Below are 16360 nucleotides of genomic sequence, written 5' to 3' on the forward strand. Positions count from 1 at the left end.
GGTTTGACCATGGCGCACTCCGCTGCCCCCGCATCCAGCTCTTCGGCCGCACCGGCGATCACCCCCATCTCGCTGAAGGCGATCGCCCCGTGGGCCGTCTTCCTCGGCGTCCTCATGCTGATCCTGCTGTACTTCGTCGGCGCCGAGCAGGGAGCCACCGCCCTCTTCTCCGGCGAGGACGTGCACGAGTGGGTCCACGACGGACGCCACCTGCTCGGTTTCCCCTGCCACTGACGACGGCAGGAGGAACGCCCCGTGAATTCCGTCTCCGTACGGGCCCTGCTCGTACGCGGCATGCTCGCCGGCCTCGCGGCAGGCGTCCTCGCCCTGGTCGTCGCCTATCTGCTGGGCGAACCCCATGTGGACGCGGCCATCGCCTTCGAGGAGGCCCACAGCCACGACCACGGCGAGGAACTGGTCAGCCGCAGCCTGCAGTCCACCGCCGGCCTGGCCACCGGCGTCCTCCTCTACGGCGTCGCGATCGGCGGCATCGCCGCCCTGGCGTTCTGCGTGGCGCTGGGCCGCATCGGCCGGTTCGGCCCGCGTGCGACGGCGGCGCTGGTCGCCGGCGGTGCCCTGCTGGCCGTCTACGTGGTGCCGTTCCTGAAGTACCCGGCCAACCCGCCGTCCGTCGGCGACCCGGACACCATCGCCAAGCGCACCACGCTGTACTTCCTGATGATCGCGCTCAGCGTCCTGCTGAGCGTCGCCGCGGTCATCCTCGGCAGGCGGCTGGCTCCACGCCTGGGCGCCTGGAACGCCACGGTGGCGGCCTCGGCCGCGTTCCTCGCCGTGATCGGCCTCGCCTACGCCTTCCTGCCCGCCGTCAACGAGGTGCCCAAGGACTTCCCGGCCACCGTGCTGTGGCAGTTCCGCCTCGCGGCCCTGGCCATCCAGGGCACCCTGTGGGTCGCCTTCGGCCTGCTCTTCGGACACCTCGCCGAGCGCGTCATGGGCGCCGCCGCAGCCTCCGGCCGGCGCACCGATGGGGCGGGTTCGCCCGCCGCGATCGGCTGATCCGGCCGGCCGACGCCCGGTAAGGGGCTCGTCGCCCTGGCGACAGCCCCTTACTGCGGGCGACGGTGCTGCTCACCACGGCACCTCCCGGGCCTCGTCGGCCGGGGCCAGGCGCAGCTCGCGGGCGCCGAGCGGGGCGAAGTACCGTTCCACGTCCGCGTCGGTGACCTCGGCGAGCGTGGCGGGGGACCAGCGCGGCGTGCGGTCCTTGTCGACGACCTGGGCCCGGATGCCCTCGACGAGGTCGTGCGAGGACAGTGCCGCGCAGGAGATGCGGTACTCCTGCTCCAGGACCCGCTCCAGCAGGCCCAGCGCCCGGGCGCGCCGCAGAGCGACGAGGGTGACCTTCAGGGCGGTGGGGGACCTGCCGAGAAGGGTCGCGGCGGCCTCGCCGGCCGCCGGGGCGGCCTCGGCGCGCAAGCGCTCCACGACGTCCTCGACGGTGTCGGCCGCGTAGCACCGGTCGATCCACTCCCGCTGCGCCTCCAGCACGCCGGGCGGCGCCTCGCGCACGTACCGGGGGAGCACCTCGTGCACGGGCGCGTGCGCGAGGTCGGCCACCAGGTGCGGCAGCCGGCCGGACGGTACGAAGTGGTCGGCCAGCCCGCACAGCAGGGCGTCGGCCGCCCCCACCGCCGTCCCGGTCAGGGCGAGGTGGGTGCCGAGCTCGCCGGGGGCGAGCCCGAGGAGGTGGGTGCCGCCGACGTCGGGCGAGAAGCCGATGCCGGTCTCGGGCATGGCGACGCGGGAGCGTTCGGTGACGATCCGTACGCTGCCGTGGGCGGAGACACCGACGCCGCCGCCCATGACGATGCCGTCCATGACGGCCACGTACGGCTTGGGATAGTGGGCGATCAGGGCGTTGAGCCGGTACTCGTCCCGCCAGAACTCCGCCGAGGCGCGGCCGCCGCCGGTGCGGGCGTCCTCGTGGATGGCACGGATGTCGCCGCCCGCGCACAGCCCGCGCTCGCCCGTCCCCGTGACGACCACCGTCTCGACGGCGGGGTCCTTCTCCCATTCGGCGAGGGCCTGGTCGATGCGGGTGACCATGGCGTGGGTGAGGGCGTTGAGGGCCCGGGGCCGGTTGAGGGTCAGGTAGGCCGCGCGGCCCTCGGTGCGCAGCAGGACGTCGGACTCGCCGGGGGTCGTCATCGCCGGCCGCCCGTCAGGTCCCGGGCCACGATCAGACGCATGATCTCGTTCGTTCCTTCCAGGATGCGGTGCACCCGAAGATCGCGGACGATCTTCTCGATGCCGTACTCGCTCAGGTGGCCGTGGCCGCCGTGCAGTTGCAGGGCGCGATCGGCGACCGTGCAGCCGGTGTCGGTGGCGAAGCGCTTGGCCGGCGCACAGCTGCGCGGCCGCCGCGAACATATAGTTGGACGTCCTACTAAGTCCAGCTCCTGGGTGTTCGGGCTCACTCCGTCACAGGCAGGCACTCGGCGAGCAGGTCGACGACATCGCGCCAGGCTCGCTGCGCATGCCGTGGGTGGTAGCCGACGCCGGGGACCGCGGGGTGGTCGACCGGCGGGTGGTGGAAGGCGTGCAAGGCGCCGCCGTAGACGGTGAGGCGCCAGTCGACGCCCGCGGCCTGCATCTCGGCGGTGAACGCGTCCCGTTGCGCGGGCGGCATGATCGGGTCTTCCGACCCGACCCCGGCCCACACCGGGCAGCCAATGCGCGCCGCCCCGCCCGGCCGGCCCGTGGTCAGTGCGTTGATTGTCCCGATCGCGCGCAGGTCGACGCCGTCGCGCCCGAGTTCCAGGGCGATCGCGCCCCCGGTGCCGTAGCCGACGGCGGCGATCCGGTCGGGGTCCGTCCGCGGTTCGGCGCGCAACACGTCGAGCGCCGCGTGGCCGATGCCCCGCCTGCGTTCGGGGTCGGCGAGCAGCGGCATGCAGCGGGCCAGCATCTCCTCGGGGTCGCTCAAGTAGCGCCCGCCGTGAAGGTCGAAGGCCAGCGCCACGTACCCCAGCTCGGCCAGGGCATCGGCTCGGCGGCGCTCGACATCGCTGAGCCCCATCCCCTCGGGCCCGACCAGGACCGCGGGCCGACGGTCGGCACCGGCCGGGAGCGCGAGGTGCCCGATCATCGTGAGGCCGTCGGCCGGGTACTCCACCGTGCGCGTTGAAATCGTCGTCATGAGACTGGACGGTAATGATCACCGAGCCCGGTCGAGCCTGTGTTCACCGGTGGCAGAACACCGCGGGTGCGCCTCTGAAATGCGGCGATGGCTCGCAAGATCCGTCACGAACCCCGTTCCCCCAGCACCCCGCGAGAATCAGTCTCCGCCCCGGCCCGATGGCGAACGTCTTGCCCGGCTCGCCCCAGCCGCCGCGCTGCCGCGTCACGGTCCGCGCCGTCGAAGTGGTCGGTCAGGCGCTCGGCGGTGAAGCCGCGCGCCTTGTGGATGCGCGCTGAGTAGGGTCACCGCCATGAACAAGGCGAAGGGGCGATGGCCCAAGCCCGGTCCCGACGGCGGCGTCGAGGACGTGACGCTGCTGATCCTCGAATGGCTGGGCGAGCAGGGTATAGATGCCATGCTCCGCATCGATGCCGAGCGCATGCGGGAAGGACTGCCGGCATGGACGTTCGTCGCCGGCGGGGGAGGGCCGTTGCCGGAGGGACTGCGTGCCGACGGAGCCTCGGTCGCCGAGTGCATGGGCAAAGCACTGTGCCGATTGCGGGAAGCCGGGACGGACGTTCCCTTCTGATCACGACGACGCGACCGGACACCCGCCCCCGACGGCTCGGCAGCGGCGGGTTACTTCCAGGTGGCGAGGGTCTCGCTGCGCCGCGTCCACGTGACCGTGGACGGTGCCTTCGCGTCGTCGGGGGCGAGGAAGACGGTGCAGCCCTCGACGCTTCGTCCCGTGGGGGCTTCCTTGAACGTCGTGTGGTCGGCCCCGACGCATTTGTCGAAGTGGCCGGTGGTCAGGGGCTCGGTCGGGTCGCCCGTGGCTTCCATGGACGGCAGGACGATCAGCTCCGTCAGTCGCTTGCCGTCGCTCCACACCTCGAAGTGCGAGGTCTCGTCGTTGTCGTTCCCCTCGGCCGTCTTCGTGAGGGTGAAGCGGACGTAGTAGGGGGTCTTGCCCGCGTATTTCGACGCGTCCTGGAGCAGGGAGAGGTCGGCGTGGCTGCCCTTCTCCACGCGGACGACGGTCACTCCGACGGAACCGCTCCTGTCACCGGCGACGGTCGCCTTCTCGCCGAACTTCAGGGACGGGCCCGAGTCGGCGCAGCCGGCCAGGGCCAGCATCCCCACGGCAGCCGTCCACAGTGCCCGGCGCTTCATGTCGTCTCCCCAGCAGCATTGTCCTCGTGCCCGGGGAGCCTACCCCGCAGCTGGACATGCTCAGGACAACGAACATCAGGCCGATCCGCCGTCGTGTGTGACCGGCATGCGAACAACCCTGTGCGTGGCGGGGGTTCTCCCTCTAGGCTGGCGGTGCAGCTGGTTCGCCCCGTCCGCCAGGCGGGAGGCGTCGTAAGAGGGAACCCGGTGGGAATCCGGGACTGCCCCGCAGCGGTGAGCGGGAACGACCGCCGTCATACGCACTGGGTCCGCACGGGCCCGGGAAGCGACGGCCAGTAGGTGTCCGCCGGGAGGTGTTCTTCCCGGCAGGCGTGCCCGCGAGTCCGAAGACCTGCCGCTGCCCGCGTGCGAGCGTTCGCGCGCGGCCATCCCGGTGACCTCGAGGGCGGGTCGGCGTACACAGGCGTTCCGCAGCGGACGGACACACGCTACGACGGTGGTGTCCCGGCGGGCCTGTCGTCACCCCTTCGCGCCCTCGTCACGCACCGGGTCCTCCGGAAGAAACTCGCGAAGGAGAGTTCCGTGACCAGCAAGTCCGCAGCCGCGGCAGTACGCGCCACCGTGCACGGCTACCCCCGCCAGGGGCAGGGCCGTGAACTGAAGAAGGCGATCGAGGGCTACTGGAAGGGCCAGGTCACCGCCGACGCCCTGCGCCGGACGGCCACCGCGCTGCGCCGCACCAACTGGCTGCAGCTCGCCGACGCCGGCGTCCACGAGGTGCCGACCGGCGACTTCTCGTACTACGACCACGTCCTGGACACCAGCGTCATGGTCGGCGCGATCCCCGCCCGGCACCGGGCCGCCGTCGGGGCCGACGCCCTGGACGGGTACTTCGCCATGGCCCGCGGCACCCAGGAGGTGGCGCCGCTGGAGATGACCAAGTGGTTCGACACCAACTACCACTACCTCGTCCCGGAGCTCGGTCCCGACACCGTCTTCACCGCCGACTCCACCGAGCAGGTCACGCAGCTGAAGGAGGCCCTCGCCCTCGGTCTCGCCGCCCGCCCCGTCCTCGTCGGACCGGTCACCTACCTGCTGCTGGCCAAGCCCGCGCCCGACGTCGCCGCCGGCTTCCGGCCGCTCACCCTGCTCGACCGGCTGCTGCCGGTGTACGCCGAGGTCCTCGCCGACCTGCGGGCCGCCGGCGCCACGTGGGTCCAGCTGGACGAGCCCGCCCTCGTGCAGGACCGCACCCCGGCCGAGCTGAACGCCGCCGCCCGCGCCTACCGCGAGCTGGGCGCCCTCACCGACCGCCCGCAGCTGCTGGTCGCCTCCTACTTCGACCGCCTCGGCGAGGCCCTGCCCGTTCTGGCCAAGGCCCCCGTGGAGGGCCTCGCCCTCGACTTCACCCGCTCCGCCGCCGCCCAGCTCGACGACCTCGCGGCCGTCGGCGGCCTGCCCGGCAAGCGCCTGGTCGCCGGCGTCGTCGACGGCCGCAACGTGTGGATCGACGACCTCGAGAAGTCCCTGGCAACCCTCGGCACCCTGCTCGGCCTCGCCGACCGGGTCGACGTCGCCACCTCCTGCTCCCTGCTGCACGTCCCCCTCGACGCCACCGCCGAGCGGGACATCGACCCGCAGATCGTCCGCTGGTTCTCCTTCGCCCGCCAGAAGGCCCGCGAGGTCGCGACCCTCGCCAAGGGCCTCGCCCACGGCACCGACTCCATCGCCGCGGAACTCGCCGCCAACCGCGCCGACCTCGCCTCCCGCACGAACTCGGCGATCACCCGCGACCCGGCGGTGCGCGCCCGCGCCGCCGCCGTCACCGCCGCCGACACCCACCGCTCACAGCCCTACGCCGAACGGGCCGCCGCCCAGCGCGCCCACCTGGGCCTGCCGCCCCTGCCGACCACCACCATCGGCTCCTTCCCCCAGACGAGCGAGCTGCGCACCGTCCGCGCGGACCTGCGCGCCGGACGCATCACCGCCGCGGCCTACGAGGAGCGCATCGAGGCGGAGATCCGTGAAGTGATCTCCTTCCAGGAGAAGACCGGCATCGACGTCCTCGTGCACGGCGAGCCCGAGCGCAACGACATGGTGCAGTACTTCGCCGAGCAGCTCACCGGCTACCTGGCCACCCGGCACGGCTGGGTGCAGTCCTACGGCACCCGCTACGTCCGCCCGCCGATCCTCGCCGGCGACATCTCCCGCTCCGAGCCCATGACCGTCCGCTGGACCCGCTACGCCCAGTCGCTCACCCGGCGCCCGGTCAAGGGCATGCTCACCGGGCCCGTCACCATGCTTGCCTGGTCCTTCGTCCGCGACGACCAGCCGCTGGCCGACACCGCCCGGCAGGTCGCCCTCGCCCTGCGCGACGAGGTCGAGGACCTGGAGGCGGCCGGCACGTCGGTGATCCAGGTGGACGAGCCCGCCCTGCGCGAGACCCTGCCGCTGCGCGCCGCCGACCACGCCGCGTACCTCGCCTGGGCCACCGAGGCCTTCCGCCTGGCGACGAGCGGCGTCCGGCCGGACACCCAGATCCACACCCACATGTGCTATGCCGAGTTCGGCGACATCCTGGCGGCCATCGACGACCTCGACGCCGACGTCATCAGCCTGGAGGCCGCCCGTTCGCACATGCAGGTCGCCGCCGAGCTGGCCACGGCGGGATACCCGCGCGAGGTCGGGCCCGGCGTGTACGACATCCACTCGCCGCGCGTCCCCGGCGCGGGGGAGGCTGCGGAGCTGCTGCGCAAGGCCCTGACGGCGATCCCCGCCGACCGCCTGTGGGTCAACCCGGACTGCGGCCTGAAGACGCGCGGCTGGCCCGAGGTCCGCGCCTCCCTGGAGAACCTGGTGGCGGCGGCCGCCGAGGTGCGCAAGGAGGTGGAGGCACAGGCCTCCTGACGCCCCGTCGCGGGCCCCGCGTGACGGCCCCGCCGGCGCCCGACGCACAATAGTGCGGTACGGCGCTCATGCACGGGGGCGGCGCCGCGACGGGGGAGTGGACACATGCACAGTACGAACGGCGGCTTCGCCCTGGCCGTGGCGATCGTGGGCCTGGTGGTGCTGCAGCAGCTGCGCGCCCGTCCGGTACGGCGCATCGGCTCGCTGGTGGCCCCGGTGATCTTTGCCGTCCTGGGCGTCGCGGGCCTCGCCTTCGGTGTCCTCTCCGTCGTCAAGGACCGCCCCCTGACCATGCTGCCCATCGCCCTCCTGGTGGTGAGCTTCGTCGTCGCGACGGGCTTCGGCGCGGCCAGGGCCCGGACCGTACGCGTCTGGCGCGATCCCCAGGGCGTGGTGCTCCGCAAGGGGACGGCCGCCACGACCGCGCTCTGGCTGACGTCGGTGTGCGCGCACATCGGACTGGGCCTGTGGATCGACCACGCGGCAGGCACCGGACTGCTGGGGACCGCGTCCCTGTACGCGTACGTGGCGTTCGGCCTGGGCACCCAGAACCTGCTCCTGCGCGGACGAGCGGCGGCCACCGACGGGTGACCTGAAGACCCCCCGGTACGCTGCGATCCGGATCTACTGGGGGGTAGTCATGGATGTCCTGACACAAGAGACATCAGGAGCGACGTCCGTACCGGATCACCGGGCGGTCAGAGCCGACGACGTGCTGGCCATGCAGCGATCGGCCCAACGCGGCGGTACGCACGCCGTGCTGCGCTGGCTGGCGGCACGTACCCGGGCCGAGGTGTTCCTGGTCGGGGCCGATGGGGCGGTCCTCGCCTCGGGCGGCACCGAGGGGGGCGAGGGGGAGGGGGCCGAGATGGCCCGGCGCGGCGCCCGGGAGCTCTTGGCCCGGGGCCTGGGCTGCCTGGTCGTCGACGACCGGGGCCGCACGGGCCTGCTGTACGCCCTGGACTGCACCCGCCGCAGCGCCGCCCCGGCCCTCGCCGCCGTCCTGCCCCGGCCCGCCCCCGGCGGCCTGCCGCAACTGCTCGCCGACGCCTCCTCGGCCCTGGCCCTGTGCTGGCGGGCGGAGGACGGCGAACGGCGGCGCGGCCGGCTGGAGCTCGCCGAGGCGCGCAACCGGGAGGCCGTCCTCCACCTGCTGATGAACGGTCACGTCGCCGCCGCCCGGCAGATCGCCGAGGTCCTGCGGCCGGCCCTGCCCGACGCCGTGCGCTTCCTGGTCGTCGAGTCCGCGCCCCGGCTGCGGGCCGCCCTGGCCCGCCGGTGCGCCGGGCTGGTGCGCGGGGCGTGGCTGGTGCCGTGCCCGGTGTACGCCGACCACCTCCTCGTCCTGGCGCCGGCCGCGCCCGGGGAGCCCGCAGGGGAGCCGTCGGCCCTGGCGGCGGCCCTCGCCCGGGACGCCGGCGACTGCGCGGTGGGCGTGAGCGAGGCCGTGCCCCTGCGGGAGACGGCCACCGCGTACGCGCAGGCCTTCCACGCCCTGGCCGCCGCCCGCGGCCGCGCTCAGCGGTACGCCACCTTCGCCTGCCGCCCCGACCCCGTCCTGGTGATCGGGCCCGAACTGGCGGCCTGGGCGGGGCGGCTGCTCGCGCCCTTGCGCGCGCACACGCCCCGGCGTCCCCAGGACCCCGACGGCGCGGAGCTCGCGGCCACCGCGGCCTCCTGGCTCACGTTCACCACGCAGGCGACCGCCCACCTGAAGATCCACCGGAACACCCTGTCCGCCCGGCTCCGGCAGACGGGGCAGCTGCTGTCCCTCGACCTCGACCGGCTCGCCGACCAGTCGCTCCTGGCACTCGCCCTCCGCGCGGAATCCCTCCCCGCGCTCGCGCCCGGGGACGGGGCGGCGCCGCTCTCCCTCGACGACCTCCTGAGCCGCCCCACGAGCGTGGAGTGGGCCGAGCGCCTGCTCCGCCCCGTCCGGTCGGCGCCGCCCGGGGACGGATTCTGCCGCACGCTGGAGGTCTGGCTGCGCAACGACGCCCGTCTCGCCCCCACGGCAGCGGAGCTGTCCTTGTCGGTCACCGCTGTCCGCAAGCGCCTCACCCGCCTGGAGGACCTCCTCGAACGCTCCTTGCTGCGTTCTCCCGGCGACCGCCACGAACTCTGGCTGGCCGCACGCGCGATGAGCCTCGCGGCGGCGGTCACGGTTGGGTAACACCCGCTCCGGAAGCACGGTGTGTGACATTTTACATGTCACATCATTCACCCATGAGAAGAGCAAGAGCCGTGCTGACGGCCCTCGTTGCCATGGGCGCAGTCCTCGCGAGCGTCACCCCCGCCTCCTCGTCCTCACCGGTGGGGCAGGCGGAGCGGGACGCGGGGCAGGGCAAGCTCGTGTGGAGCTCCTGCAACGACCCGGCCACTCCCGCGCTGCAGTGCGCGATGCTCGACGTGCCGCTGGACTACGCGCACCCCGACGGCAAAAAGATCAAGATCAAGGTGAACCGGCTCCCGGCCACCGCGCCGAAGAGCCGGCAGCAGGGGCCGATCCTGCTGAACCCCGGCGGGCCCGGCGACTCCGGTCTGTGGATGCCGGTCTCCATCGCGGGGAAGATCCCGCAGGACGTCGCCTCCACCTACGACTGGATCGGCTTCGACCCCCGCGGCACCAACGCCAGCGAACCGCACGTCACCTGCGACGCCCACTACTTCGACGGCGAGCGACCGGACTACCAGGTCGGCAAGGGGACGTCGAAGGCGTGGCTGGAGAAGTCGGCCAAGTACGCTGCCGACTGCGCCGCGAACTGGAGCTGGTTCCTGCCGCACATGACCACCGTCGACAACGCCCGCGACATGGACAGCATCCGGCGGGCCCTCGGCGTCCAGAAGATCAACTTCTACGGCGGGTCGTGGGGCACCACGCTCGGCTCGACGTACGGCGAGCTCTTCCCCTCGCACGTGCGCCGGATGGTGCTCGACAGCATCGTCGGCCCCACCATCAGCTGGTACGACCACAACATCCTGCAGGACAAGGAACACCAGCGCCGCTTCGACGCCTTCGCGGCGTGGACGGCCAAGGCCGACTCCGTCTACCACCTCGGCACCGACGCCGCCGCCGTGAAGCGCGCGTACTACCAGGTGGAGGAGGCGCTGCGGAGCCACCCGGTGGACGCCGCGCCGGCACCCGGCAGGATCGGGCCCGCCGAGTTCGAGGACACCTTCTACGGTGGCGGCTACACCTTCCTGCGCTGGCCGCGGATGGCGACCGTGCTCTCCGCCTACGTCACCAGGAACGACACCCGGCCGCTGCAGATCGCCTACAACATGTACGCCGCCCCGGGCGCCGACGACGGCACGTTCCCGGCGTACAACGCCGTCCAGTGCACGGAGAACGCGTGGCCGCGCGACTGGGAGTTCTGGAAGAAGGACCAGGCCAAGGTCGACGCCGTCGCGCCCTTCTACACCTACAACAACATGTGGTACAACGCCGCCTGCATGTTCTGGCCCTACCAGGGCAACCAGGCCGGCCGGCTGAAGATCACCGGCAAGGGCCTGCCGCCCGTCCTGCTCTTCCAGGCCACCGAGGACGCCGCCACCCCGTACGAGGGCGGTGTCGCCATGCACAAGGCGCTGCCCGGCTCCAAGCTCGTCGTCCAGAACGGCGGCAGCTTCCACGAGATCCTCTTCCGCGGCAACTCCTGCCTGGACGACACCTTCACCGCGTACCTGCGGGACGGCACCCTCCCGGCGGGCAAGGGTTTCATCGCCAGGACCTGCGCCGCCCAGCCCGATCCGGCCCCGGTCTACGTCACCCCGACCCCGGCCGCGCTGAAGACCCAGGCGCCCACCGCCCTCCCGCCCACGCACCCGGAGGCCGTCCGCGGCGTCTGGTAAGCGGAGCGACCGCGCTCAACTCCCTGATTCCTGCCCGATTCCGGGCAGGAATTGTGGACCTCGGGTGCGCCCCGGCCTAGGGTGATCGCTCATGATCACCCTGAACGCCCTGGGGGCCTTCGCACTGATCGTGGGACTCCTCACCCTCACCCCTGGACTGGACACCGCACTCATCCTGCGCACCGCCGCGCTCGGCCACCGCCGTCGCGCCTGGGGCGTGGTCCTCGGTATACAGAGCGGCACGCTGCTCTGGGGCGCGCTCACCTCGCTCGGCGTGACCGCGCTGCTGACCGCGTCCCACCTCGCGTACGAGACGCTGCGGTGGGCCGGAGCCGCCTACCTGCTGTGGATGGGCGGCAGGCTGCTGTGGGCCACCTGGCGGCGCCGCACACCGGGCGGGAGCCCGCAGCCGGCCGGCGCCGAGGAACCGGCCGGCGCCGGGACGGGAGCCGGCGACATCCTGCTCGGCGGCTGGCGGCAGGGGCTGGTGACCAACCTCCTCAACCCCAAGATGGGCGCCTTCTACGTAGCGGTGCTGCCGCAGTTCATGCCCGCCGGTGCCTCGCACCTCGTCTCCGGCGTGCTCCTGGCCGGCGTGCACGTGGTCCTGGGCCTCGTCTGGTCCTGCGCGCTGATCGCCTTCGCCCACCTGCTCCGGGACCGCCTGCAACGCCCCTCGGCCCGGCGCTTCCTCGACCGCGTCACCGGCACCGTCATCGCCGCCTTCGGCATCCGTCTCGCACTCGGCCAGTGAGGACCCCGTGAACCGCTCCCTCCCCGCCCGCCCCGACGCCGTCGTCTTCGACTGCGACGGCCTGCTGGTCGACACCGAATCCCACTGGACCGTCGCCGAAACAGCCCTCTTCGCGGCGCACGGCCACCCCTTCGGGCCCGCACAGAAGGCCCTGGTCGTCGGCCGCACCCTGGAGTCCGCCGCAGAGGCCATGGCCGCCTACTTCGGCCGCCCCGACGCCGGAGCCGACATCGCCGCCGGCCTCCTCGCGGGAGTCCGCCGTGAGCTCGCCCGGGGCGCCACGGCCCTGCCCGGCGCGCTGGAGCTGGTGCGCGCCTGCCGGGCGGCCGTCCCCATCGCCGTGGCCAGCAACAGCCCCCGGGAACTGCTGGACGTCGCCCTGTCCTCGGCCGGCCTGGCCGACCTCTTCCCCCACTCCTTCGCCGCCGACGAGGTCCGTTCCCCCAAGCCCGCACCGGAGCTCTACCTCACGGCCTGCGAGGCGCTCGGCGCGGACCCGCGGCGCTCCGTCGCCTTCGAGGACTCCGCGACGGGCATCGCCGCGGCGCGCGCCGCCGGACTGTACGTCGCGGTCGTACCCTCCCTTGAGGGCACCACCCCCGACCACGACTGGCTGGGCACCAGCCTGGCCAACCCCGCACTGCAGGCCTGGGCCCGGGCGCTCGCACCCCGCATGCGCAGCTGACGTGTGATGCGGATCATGGAAGCGTGAACGCAATCCCGGACGGCGTGCTGGCGGTGGCGCCGACGGCCCGGACGGCGGTGGCATGGCTGCCGCCGCAGGAGCTCTGGCCGGCGATCCAGGACATCCGCTGGGAGCACGACCCCCAGGTGCGACGCTGGCCACCCCACGTGAACCTGCTGTTCGGCTTCGTACCGGAGGAGACGTTCGCGCAGGCCGTGCCACTGCTCGCCGCCGCGGCGGCGGACAGTGCGCCGTTCGCCGTACGCATGGCGGGCGTACGGTACTTCCGGCACCGGCACTACGCCACGATCTGGCTCGACCCGGCCGCGGCGGACCTGGCACCGTGGGCCCGCCTCCACCGGGAACTGGAGCTGCGGTTCCCGCTGTGCGGCGGCCGCGAGGGCCGCTTCACCCCGCACCTGTCGCTGGGCCGCACGCACGACCCGAAGCGCCTGGCCGCCGAGTGCGCGGCCCGGCTCGGCACCCTGCAGGCCACGGTCGAGGAGCTCGTCCTGCTCTCCCGGCGGGGCGAGGAGCCGATGCGCCCTCGCATGGCGATCCGGCTGGGCACGGGGGAGTCCCTCCCACCGGACGGGTGCAGCGCCCGGTAGGGGCGCCCCCGTAGGGGCGCGGGGCAGTGCCGACTTGCGGCTGCCGCCGCGTGGGCGGGCCACGGCAGCCCGTCTGCGGGCACGTCGTGGCTTGTCGCGCAGTTCCCCGCGCCCCTACCGGGGCGCCCCGGTAGGGGCGCGGGGAACTGCGCGATCGGCCCCCGACGGCCCGCAGTCGACGTGCCACCCCGAGGGCACCGCCCCGCGCCCCTACGGGGCGCCCTGGCCCTCGCCCGGGAGGCCGGTGGAGAAGGTGGGGCGGCCCTGTACCGGGGCGGCCGGTCGGAGGTCGGCCGGCGCGGCGGTCACCGCGCGCTCGACGATCGTGTAGGTGAGGCCGACGTCCATGCCGTCGGCCCCCAGCCCGGCCAGGGGGACACGGACGCCCACCACGTCGCCGCGCGCGGTGCGCGCCACGGCGACGTCCGTGGTCCGGCGGCCGTCGGTCTCCACCCGGAGCAGCTCGACCGGTTCGGCGAGGTACGCGTACCAGGCGTCGCTTCGCCGCCCGAGTTCGTCGAGCAGCCAGCCGTGGCCGGCGAGCGGTGATGACGGGGATTCCGCCGGTTCTTCGCCGGCGAGCCGGGCGGGGCCGACCGCGGCGATCGCCTGCAGGAGCGCGTCGCGGCCGGCCTCGGGGTCGGGCAGGAGGGTGGTGGCGGGGACGCCGGGCCATTGCACGGTCACCCGTGCGCGGCCGGTGGTGAGGTCGACATCCCGTACGCACAGGCCGAGTTCGGCGCTCCCGCGCTGCACGGCACCCAGGTCGACGAGCAACGGCGCCCACCACTCGGCCGCGGGCAGGATGCGGGACGGCCGGACCGGACGTCGGCTCATCGGGGAGACCCTCCTGACGCGGGACGGATCAGATGTTGATGGCGTTCTTGACCCAGTCGGGGCAACGCCCCTGCACGCCTTCGCAGTAGGCGGTGATGACGCCCTTGGGGAGCTGCGGGATCTTGACGCTGAAGTCTACTCCCGCACGGACGGCCTGGACCTTGTCGACGCGGCAGGTCCTGAAGATCCACCAGCCGCTGCACTTCACGTGCAGCACGTCGGTGAAGTAGTTCCAGGTGTCCGGGTACCCGGCGAACCTCTGCTTCCCCGCGGCTCCCGGGCGCGGGTACTTCGTGGTGGCCTCGACGGCCTTCATGGTGAGGTTGTGTTTCTGTTCTATCTTGGCCAGTCCGAAGCCCCTGTCCCTGGCGGGGTCGTAGTACCCCCGCCGCATGTAGACGGTCCAGCCGTCACGGTCCTTCCACTGCCCCACCAGATCGTCGGGGCCGCTCAGCGTCGTGCTCTCCTTCCCGGCGGCAGCGGGGGCCTTCCCGGCGCCGAGCTGCTTCACCGCGGAATCCGCTATCCCGTGCCGGCCGAGGTCGGCCAGCCGGAACGAGGAGTTTCTCGGGATTCCGGATCCGTTGTCGAAGACGGAGAACTCCACGTCCCCGGACGTGCCCTGCGCGGAGGGCGCCGCTGCCGTCGCGGACGCCGGCACCGCTGCGAACAGCCCGGCCGCGAGGCCGAGGGCCGCCGAGGCGACGGCGTACCGGCGTGCATTCACCTTACGCATGGTCCCCCTTGAGGTGGCTGCCGTGCGTTTCCGTTGCCGGACCCTCACGATGCGATCCGGCCACCAGCACGCTAGGGAGACCACGCGTGACGCGTCGACCTCGGTGGGGTCGAATCGGCCAGCCTTGATTGCCGCCGACAGCAATCACCATTTGCATCAAGGGGTTTGTGCGTCGCACAGCTCACGCGCGCGGGGCCGCGGGACGGGGAAGGGTTCCGTTTTCAGTAGGCCGGCGCCCGCAATGTGACCGAAAGGTTTCGGACACGGTCAGGTGGTGGCAGCGATTCACCAGGTGACGGGCAGCCGGTGCACGCCATGGATGTTCGAGGTGGTGCGCAGCGGGACGTCCTCGGGTGCGACGGCCAGTCGCAGGTGCGGGAAGCGGGCCAGCAGGGCGGGGAAGGCCACGCGCATCTCGACGCGGGCGAGTTGCTGGCCGAGGCACTGGTGGGGGCCGTGGCCGAAGCCGAGGTGGCCGGTGGCGCGGCGGTGGATGTCGAGGGTGTCGGGGTCGGGGAAGCGGGCCGGGTCGCGGTTGGCGGCCTGGAGGGAGAGGGTCACGCACTCGCCCGCCCTGACGAGGTGGCCGTCGACCTCCACGTCCTCCAGGGCCGCGCGGACCCCGGTGTCCGTGATGGTCAGGTAGCGCATCAGCTCCTCGACCGCCCGGTCGGCGAGGCCGGGGTCGTCGCGGAGGGCGGCGAGCTGCTCCGGGTTGCTCAGCAGGGCGAAGGTGCCCAGGGCCAGCATGTTGGCCGTGGTGTCCAGGCCGGCGCTCAGCAGGAACGTACCGACGCCGGCCAGCTCCTCGTCGGTCAGGTCGCTGCCGTGCGCGAGGTCGCCGAGCAGATCGTCGGTGGGCGCCGCCCGCTTGGCCAGGACGAGCGCGTGGAGGGTGTCCTGCAGGGCGGTGTAGGCGGCGTCCCGTTCCTCCGGTGAGCTGCTCATGTCGGTCAGTGTGGTCGTGTGGTGCTGGAAGACGTCGCGGCCGTCGGCGGGCACGCCGAGGAGCTCGCAGATCACCAGGGCGGGGACGGGCTGGGCGAACGCCGTCACCAGGTCCGCCGGAGGGCCCTGACGCTCCATGGCGTCCAGGCAGGCCGTGGTGAACTGCTCCACGCGCTCGGTGAGCGCGCGCATCCGCCGGACCGTGAACTTGCCCATGAGCAGTCGCCGGTAGCGAGTGTGGCCGGGTGCGTCGATGCCGCTCATGTCGCCGGGCGGGGCCGGCGGCAGCGGGCCCTCGAAGCCGCCGGCGACCGGCAGGTGCAGCAGCTCGTAGCGGGAGCTGAACCGGGGATCGGCCAGGATCGCGCGGACCGCGGCGTGCCCGGTGGCCAGCCAGCCCAGGTGACCGTCGGGGTAGCGCATCCGGCGCAGGGGCTGCTCCTCGCGCAGGCGCGCCAGCTCGGCGGGCGGGTCGAAGGGACAGCCCGAGGGGCGGGTCACCGGCAGGGCGGCAACGACGTCGGGCTGTAAGGACGAGTGCGGGGTCATGCGGTCCTCCGCGTGGTGTGTCGTACGGGACGAGGGCGGTCGGCCGCGGCAGCCGGCCCTGTGGGCGAGGGCACGGGTGAACTCCCGGTGCAGGGAGCCGACATGGGGCGCTGCGACCGTGATGCTATCACGGCGCCATTATGGTGCCATGCGCAAGCCTGTGTGGCGCATCGGTGGTGTCATTGACGGGTGTTCGCGAACGCAG

The 16360-nt window shown here is 73.0% G+C and carries 16 protein-coding genes, 2 pseudogenes and 1 riboswitch; of the genes and pseudogenes, 10 read left to right on the forward strand and 8 right to left on the reverse strand.

All coding sequences use genetic code 11. The features are described from left to right. Window positions 1–9: 9 nt before the first annotated feature. Both ABD361_RS14125 and ABD361_RS14130 read left to right on the forward strand, forming a co-directional pair. The gene (locus ABD361_RS14125; RefSeq protein ID WP_344435483.1) at window positions 10–234 is read left to right on the forward strand and encodes a CbtB domain-containing protein; all 225 of its coding nucleotides are present in this window, start codon (window positions 10–12) and stop codon (window positions 232–234) included. A 21-nt stretch (window positions 235–255) separates the two neighbouring features. Beyond that, complete coding sequence (locus tag ABD361_RS14130) at window positions 256–1017, forward strand: CbtA family protein (RefSeq protein WP_344435486.1); 762 nt, start codon at window positions 256–258, stop codon at window positions 1015–1017. A gap of 72 nt (window positions 1018–1089) precedes the next feature. Here the strand turns inward: ABD361_RS14130 and ABD361_RS14135 are convergent, their stop codons facing one another. The 4 genes and pseudogenes from ABD361_RS14135 to ABD361_RS30670 all read right to left on the reverse strand — a co-directional run. Continuing rightward, window positions 1090–2169, reverse strand: a complete 1080-nt coding sequence (locus ABD361_RS14135; protein ID WP_344435487.1) for an enoyl-CoA hydratase/isomerase family protein — start codon at window positions 2167–2169, stop codon at window positions 1090–1092. Continuing rightward, a pseudogene (locus tag ABD361_RS14140) lies at window positions 2166–2378 on the reverse strand (acyl-CoA dehydrogenase family protein); the annotation flags it as partial. The pseudogene ABD361_RS14140 and the gene ABD361_RS14135, both read right to left, overlap by 4 nt. A 56-nt stretch (window positions 2379–2434) precedes the next feature. Continuing rightward, window positions 2435–3160: a dienelactone hydrolase family protein gene (locus ABD361_RS14145; RefSeq protein WP_344435488.1), complete on the reverse strand. Its 726-nt coding sequence runs from the start codon at window positions 3158–3160 to the stop codon at window positions 2435–2437. 148 nt (window positions 3161–3308) lie between these two features. Beyond that, window positions 3309–3380, reverse strand: a pseudogene (locus ABD361_RS30670) (short-chain fatty acyl-CoA regulator family protein); the annotation flags it as partial. 72 nt (window positions 3381–3452) lie between these two features. Here ABD361_RS30670 and ABD361_RS14150 point away from each other — a divergent pair. Beyond that, a complete protein-coding gene (locus ABD361_RS14150; RefSeq protein ID WP_344435490.1) occupies window positions 3453–3731 on the forward strand; it encodes a hypothetical protein in 279 nt (92 codons plus the stop codon). Between the two features lie 50 nt (window positions 3732–3781). On the opposite strand, the gene ABD361_RS14155 is transcribed toward ABD361_RS14150, so the two are convergent. Continuing rightward, the gene (locus ABD361_RS14155) at window positions 3782–4315 is read right to left on the reverse strand and encodes a hypothetical protein (protein WP_344435492.1); all 534 of its coding nucleotides are present in this window, start codon (window positions 4313–4315) and stop codon (window positions 3782–3784) included. A gap of 171 nt (window positions 4316–4486) precedes the next feature. After that, a riboswitch (cobalamin riboswitch) is annotated at window positions 4487–4671 on the forward strand. Window positions 4672–4858: 187 nt separating this feature from the next. Between ABD361_RS14155 and metE the strand changes: the two genes are divergently transcribed. The 7 genes from metE (at window position 4859) to ABD361_RS14190 (ending at window position 13085) form a co-directional block, all read left to right on the forward strand. Then, complete coding sequence (gene metE, locus ABD361_RS14160; RefSeq protein WP_344435494.1) at window positions 4859–7183, forward strand: 5-methyltetrahydropteroyltriglutamate--homocysteine S-methyltransferase; 2325 nt, start codon at window positions 4859–4861, stop codon at window positions 7181–7183. Window positions 7184–7288: 105 nt separating this feature from the next. Continuing rightward, window positions 7289–7774 carry a hypothetical protein gene (locus tag ABD361_RS14165; protein ID WP_344435496.1) on the forward strand — a complete coding sequence of 162 codons (486 nt, stop codon included), beginning with the start codon at window positions 7289–7291 and terminating at the stop codon, window positions 7772–7774. A gap of 130 nt (window positions 7775–7904) precedes the next feature. Beyond that, window positions 7905–9356: a helix-turn-helix domain-containing protein gene (locus ABD361_RS14170; RefSeq protein ID WP_344435498.1), complete on the forward strand. Its 1452-nt coding sequence runs from the start codon at window positions 7905–7907 to the stop codon at window positions 9354–9356. A 53-nt stretch (window positions 9357–9409) separates the two neighbouring features. Then, the gene (locus tag ABD361_RS14175; RefSeq protein WP_344435500.1) at window positions 9410–11035 is read left to right on the forward strand and encodes an alpha/beta hydrolase; all 1626 of its coding nucleotides are present in this window, start codon (window positions 9410–9412) and stop codon (window positions 11033–11035) included. Window positions 11036–11126: 91 nt separating this feature from the next. Beyond that, window positions 11127–11789 carry a LysE family translocator gene (locus ABD361_RS14180; RefSeq protein ID WP_344435501.1) on the forward strand — a complete coding sequence of 221 codons (663 nt, stop codon included), beginning with the start codon at window positions 11127–11129 and terminating at the stop codon, window positions 11787–11789. A 7-nt stretch (window positions 11790–11796) separates the two neighbouring features. Further along, window positions 11797–12474, forward strand: coding sequence for an HAD family hydrolase (locus tag ABD361_RS14185; RefSeq protein ID WP_344435503.1), 678 nt, complete (start codon window positions 11797–11799; stop codon window positions 12472–12474). A 23-nt stretch (window positions 12475–12497) separates the two neighbouring features. Next, window positions 12498–13085 (forward strand): 2'-5' RNA ligase family protein, encoded by a 588-nt coding sequence (locus ABD361_RS14190; RefSeq protein WP_344435504.1) that lies wholly within the window; start codon window positions 12498–12500, stop codon window positions 13083–13085. 210 nt (window positions 13086–13295) lie between these two features. Here ABD361_RS14190 and ABD361_RS14195 read toward each other — a convergent pair whose 3' ends face one another. From ABD361_RS14195 to ABD361_RS14205, 3 genes are all read right to left on the reverse strand, one after another. Further along, a complete protein-coding gene (locus ABD361_RS14195; protein ID WP_344435505.1) occupies window positions 13296–13922 on the reverse strand; it encodes a hypothetical protein in 627 nt (208 codons plus the stop codon). Between the two features lie 28 nt (window positions 13923–13950). Continuing rightward, window positions 13951–14649 carry a hypothetical protein gene (locus ABD361_RS14200; RefSeq protein WP_344435506.1) on the reverse strand — a complete coding sequence of 233 codons (699 nt, stop codon included), beginning with the start codon at window positions 14647–14649 and terminating at the stop codon, window positions 13951–13953. A 294-nt stretch (window positions 14650–14943) separates the two neighbouring features. After that, window positions 14944–16155 (reverse strand): cytochrome P450, encoded by a 1212-nt coding sequence (locus tag ABD361_RS14205; protein ID WP_344435508.1) that lies wholly within the window; start codon window positions 16153–16155, stop codon window positions 14944–14946. Window positions 16156–16360: the final 205 nt, after the last annotated feature.

The organism is Streptomyces luteosporeus, assembly GCF_039532865.1.
Lineage (GTDB): Bacteria > Actinomycetota > Actinomycetes > Streptomycetales > Streptomycetaceae > Streptomyces > Streptomyces luteosporeus.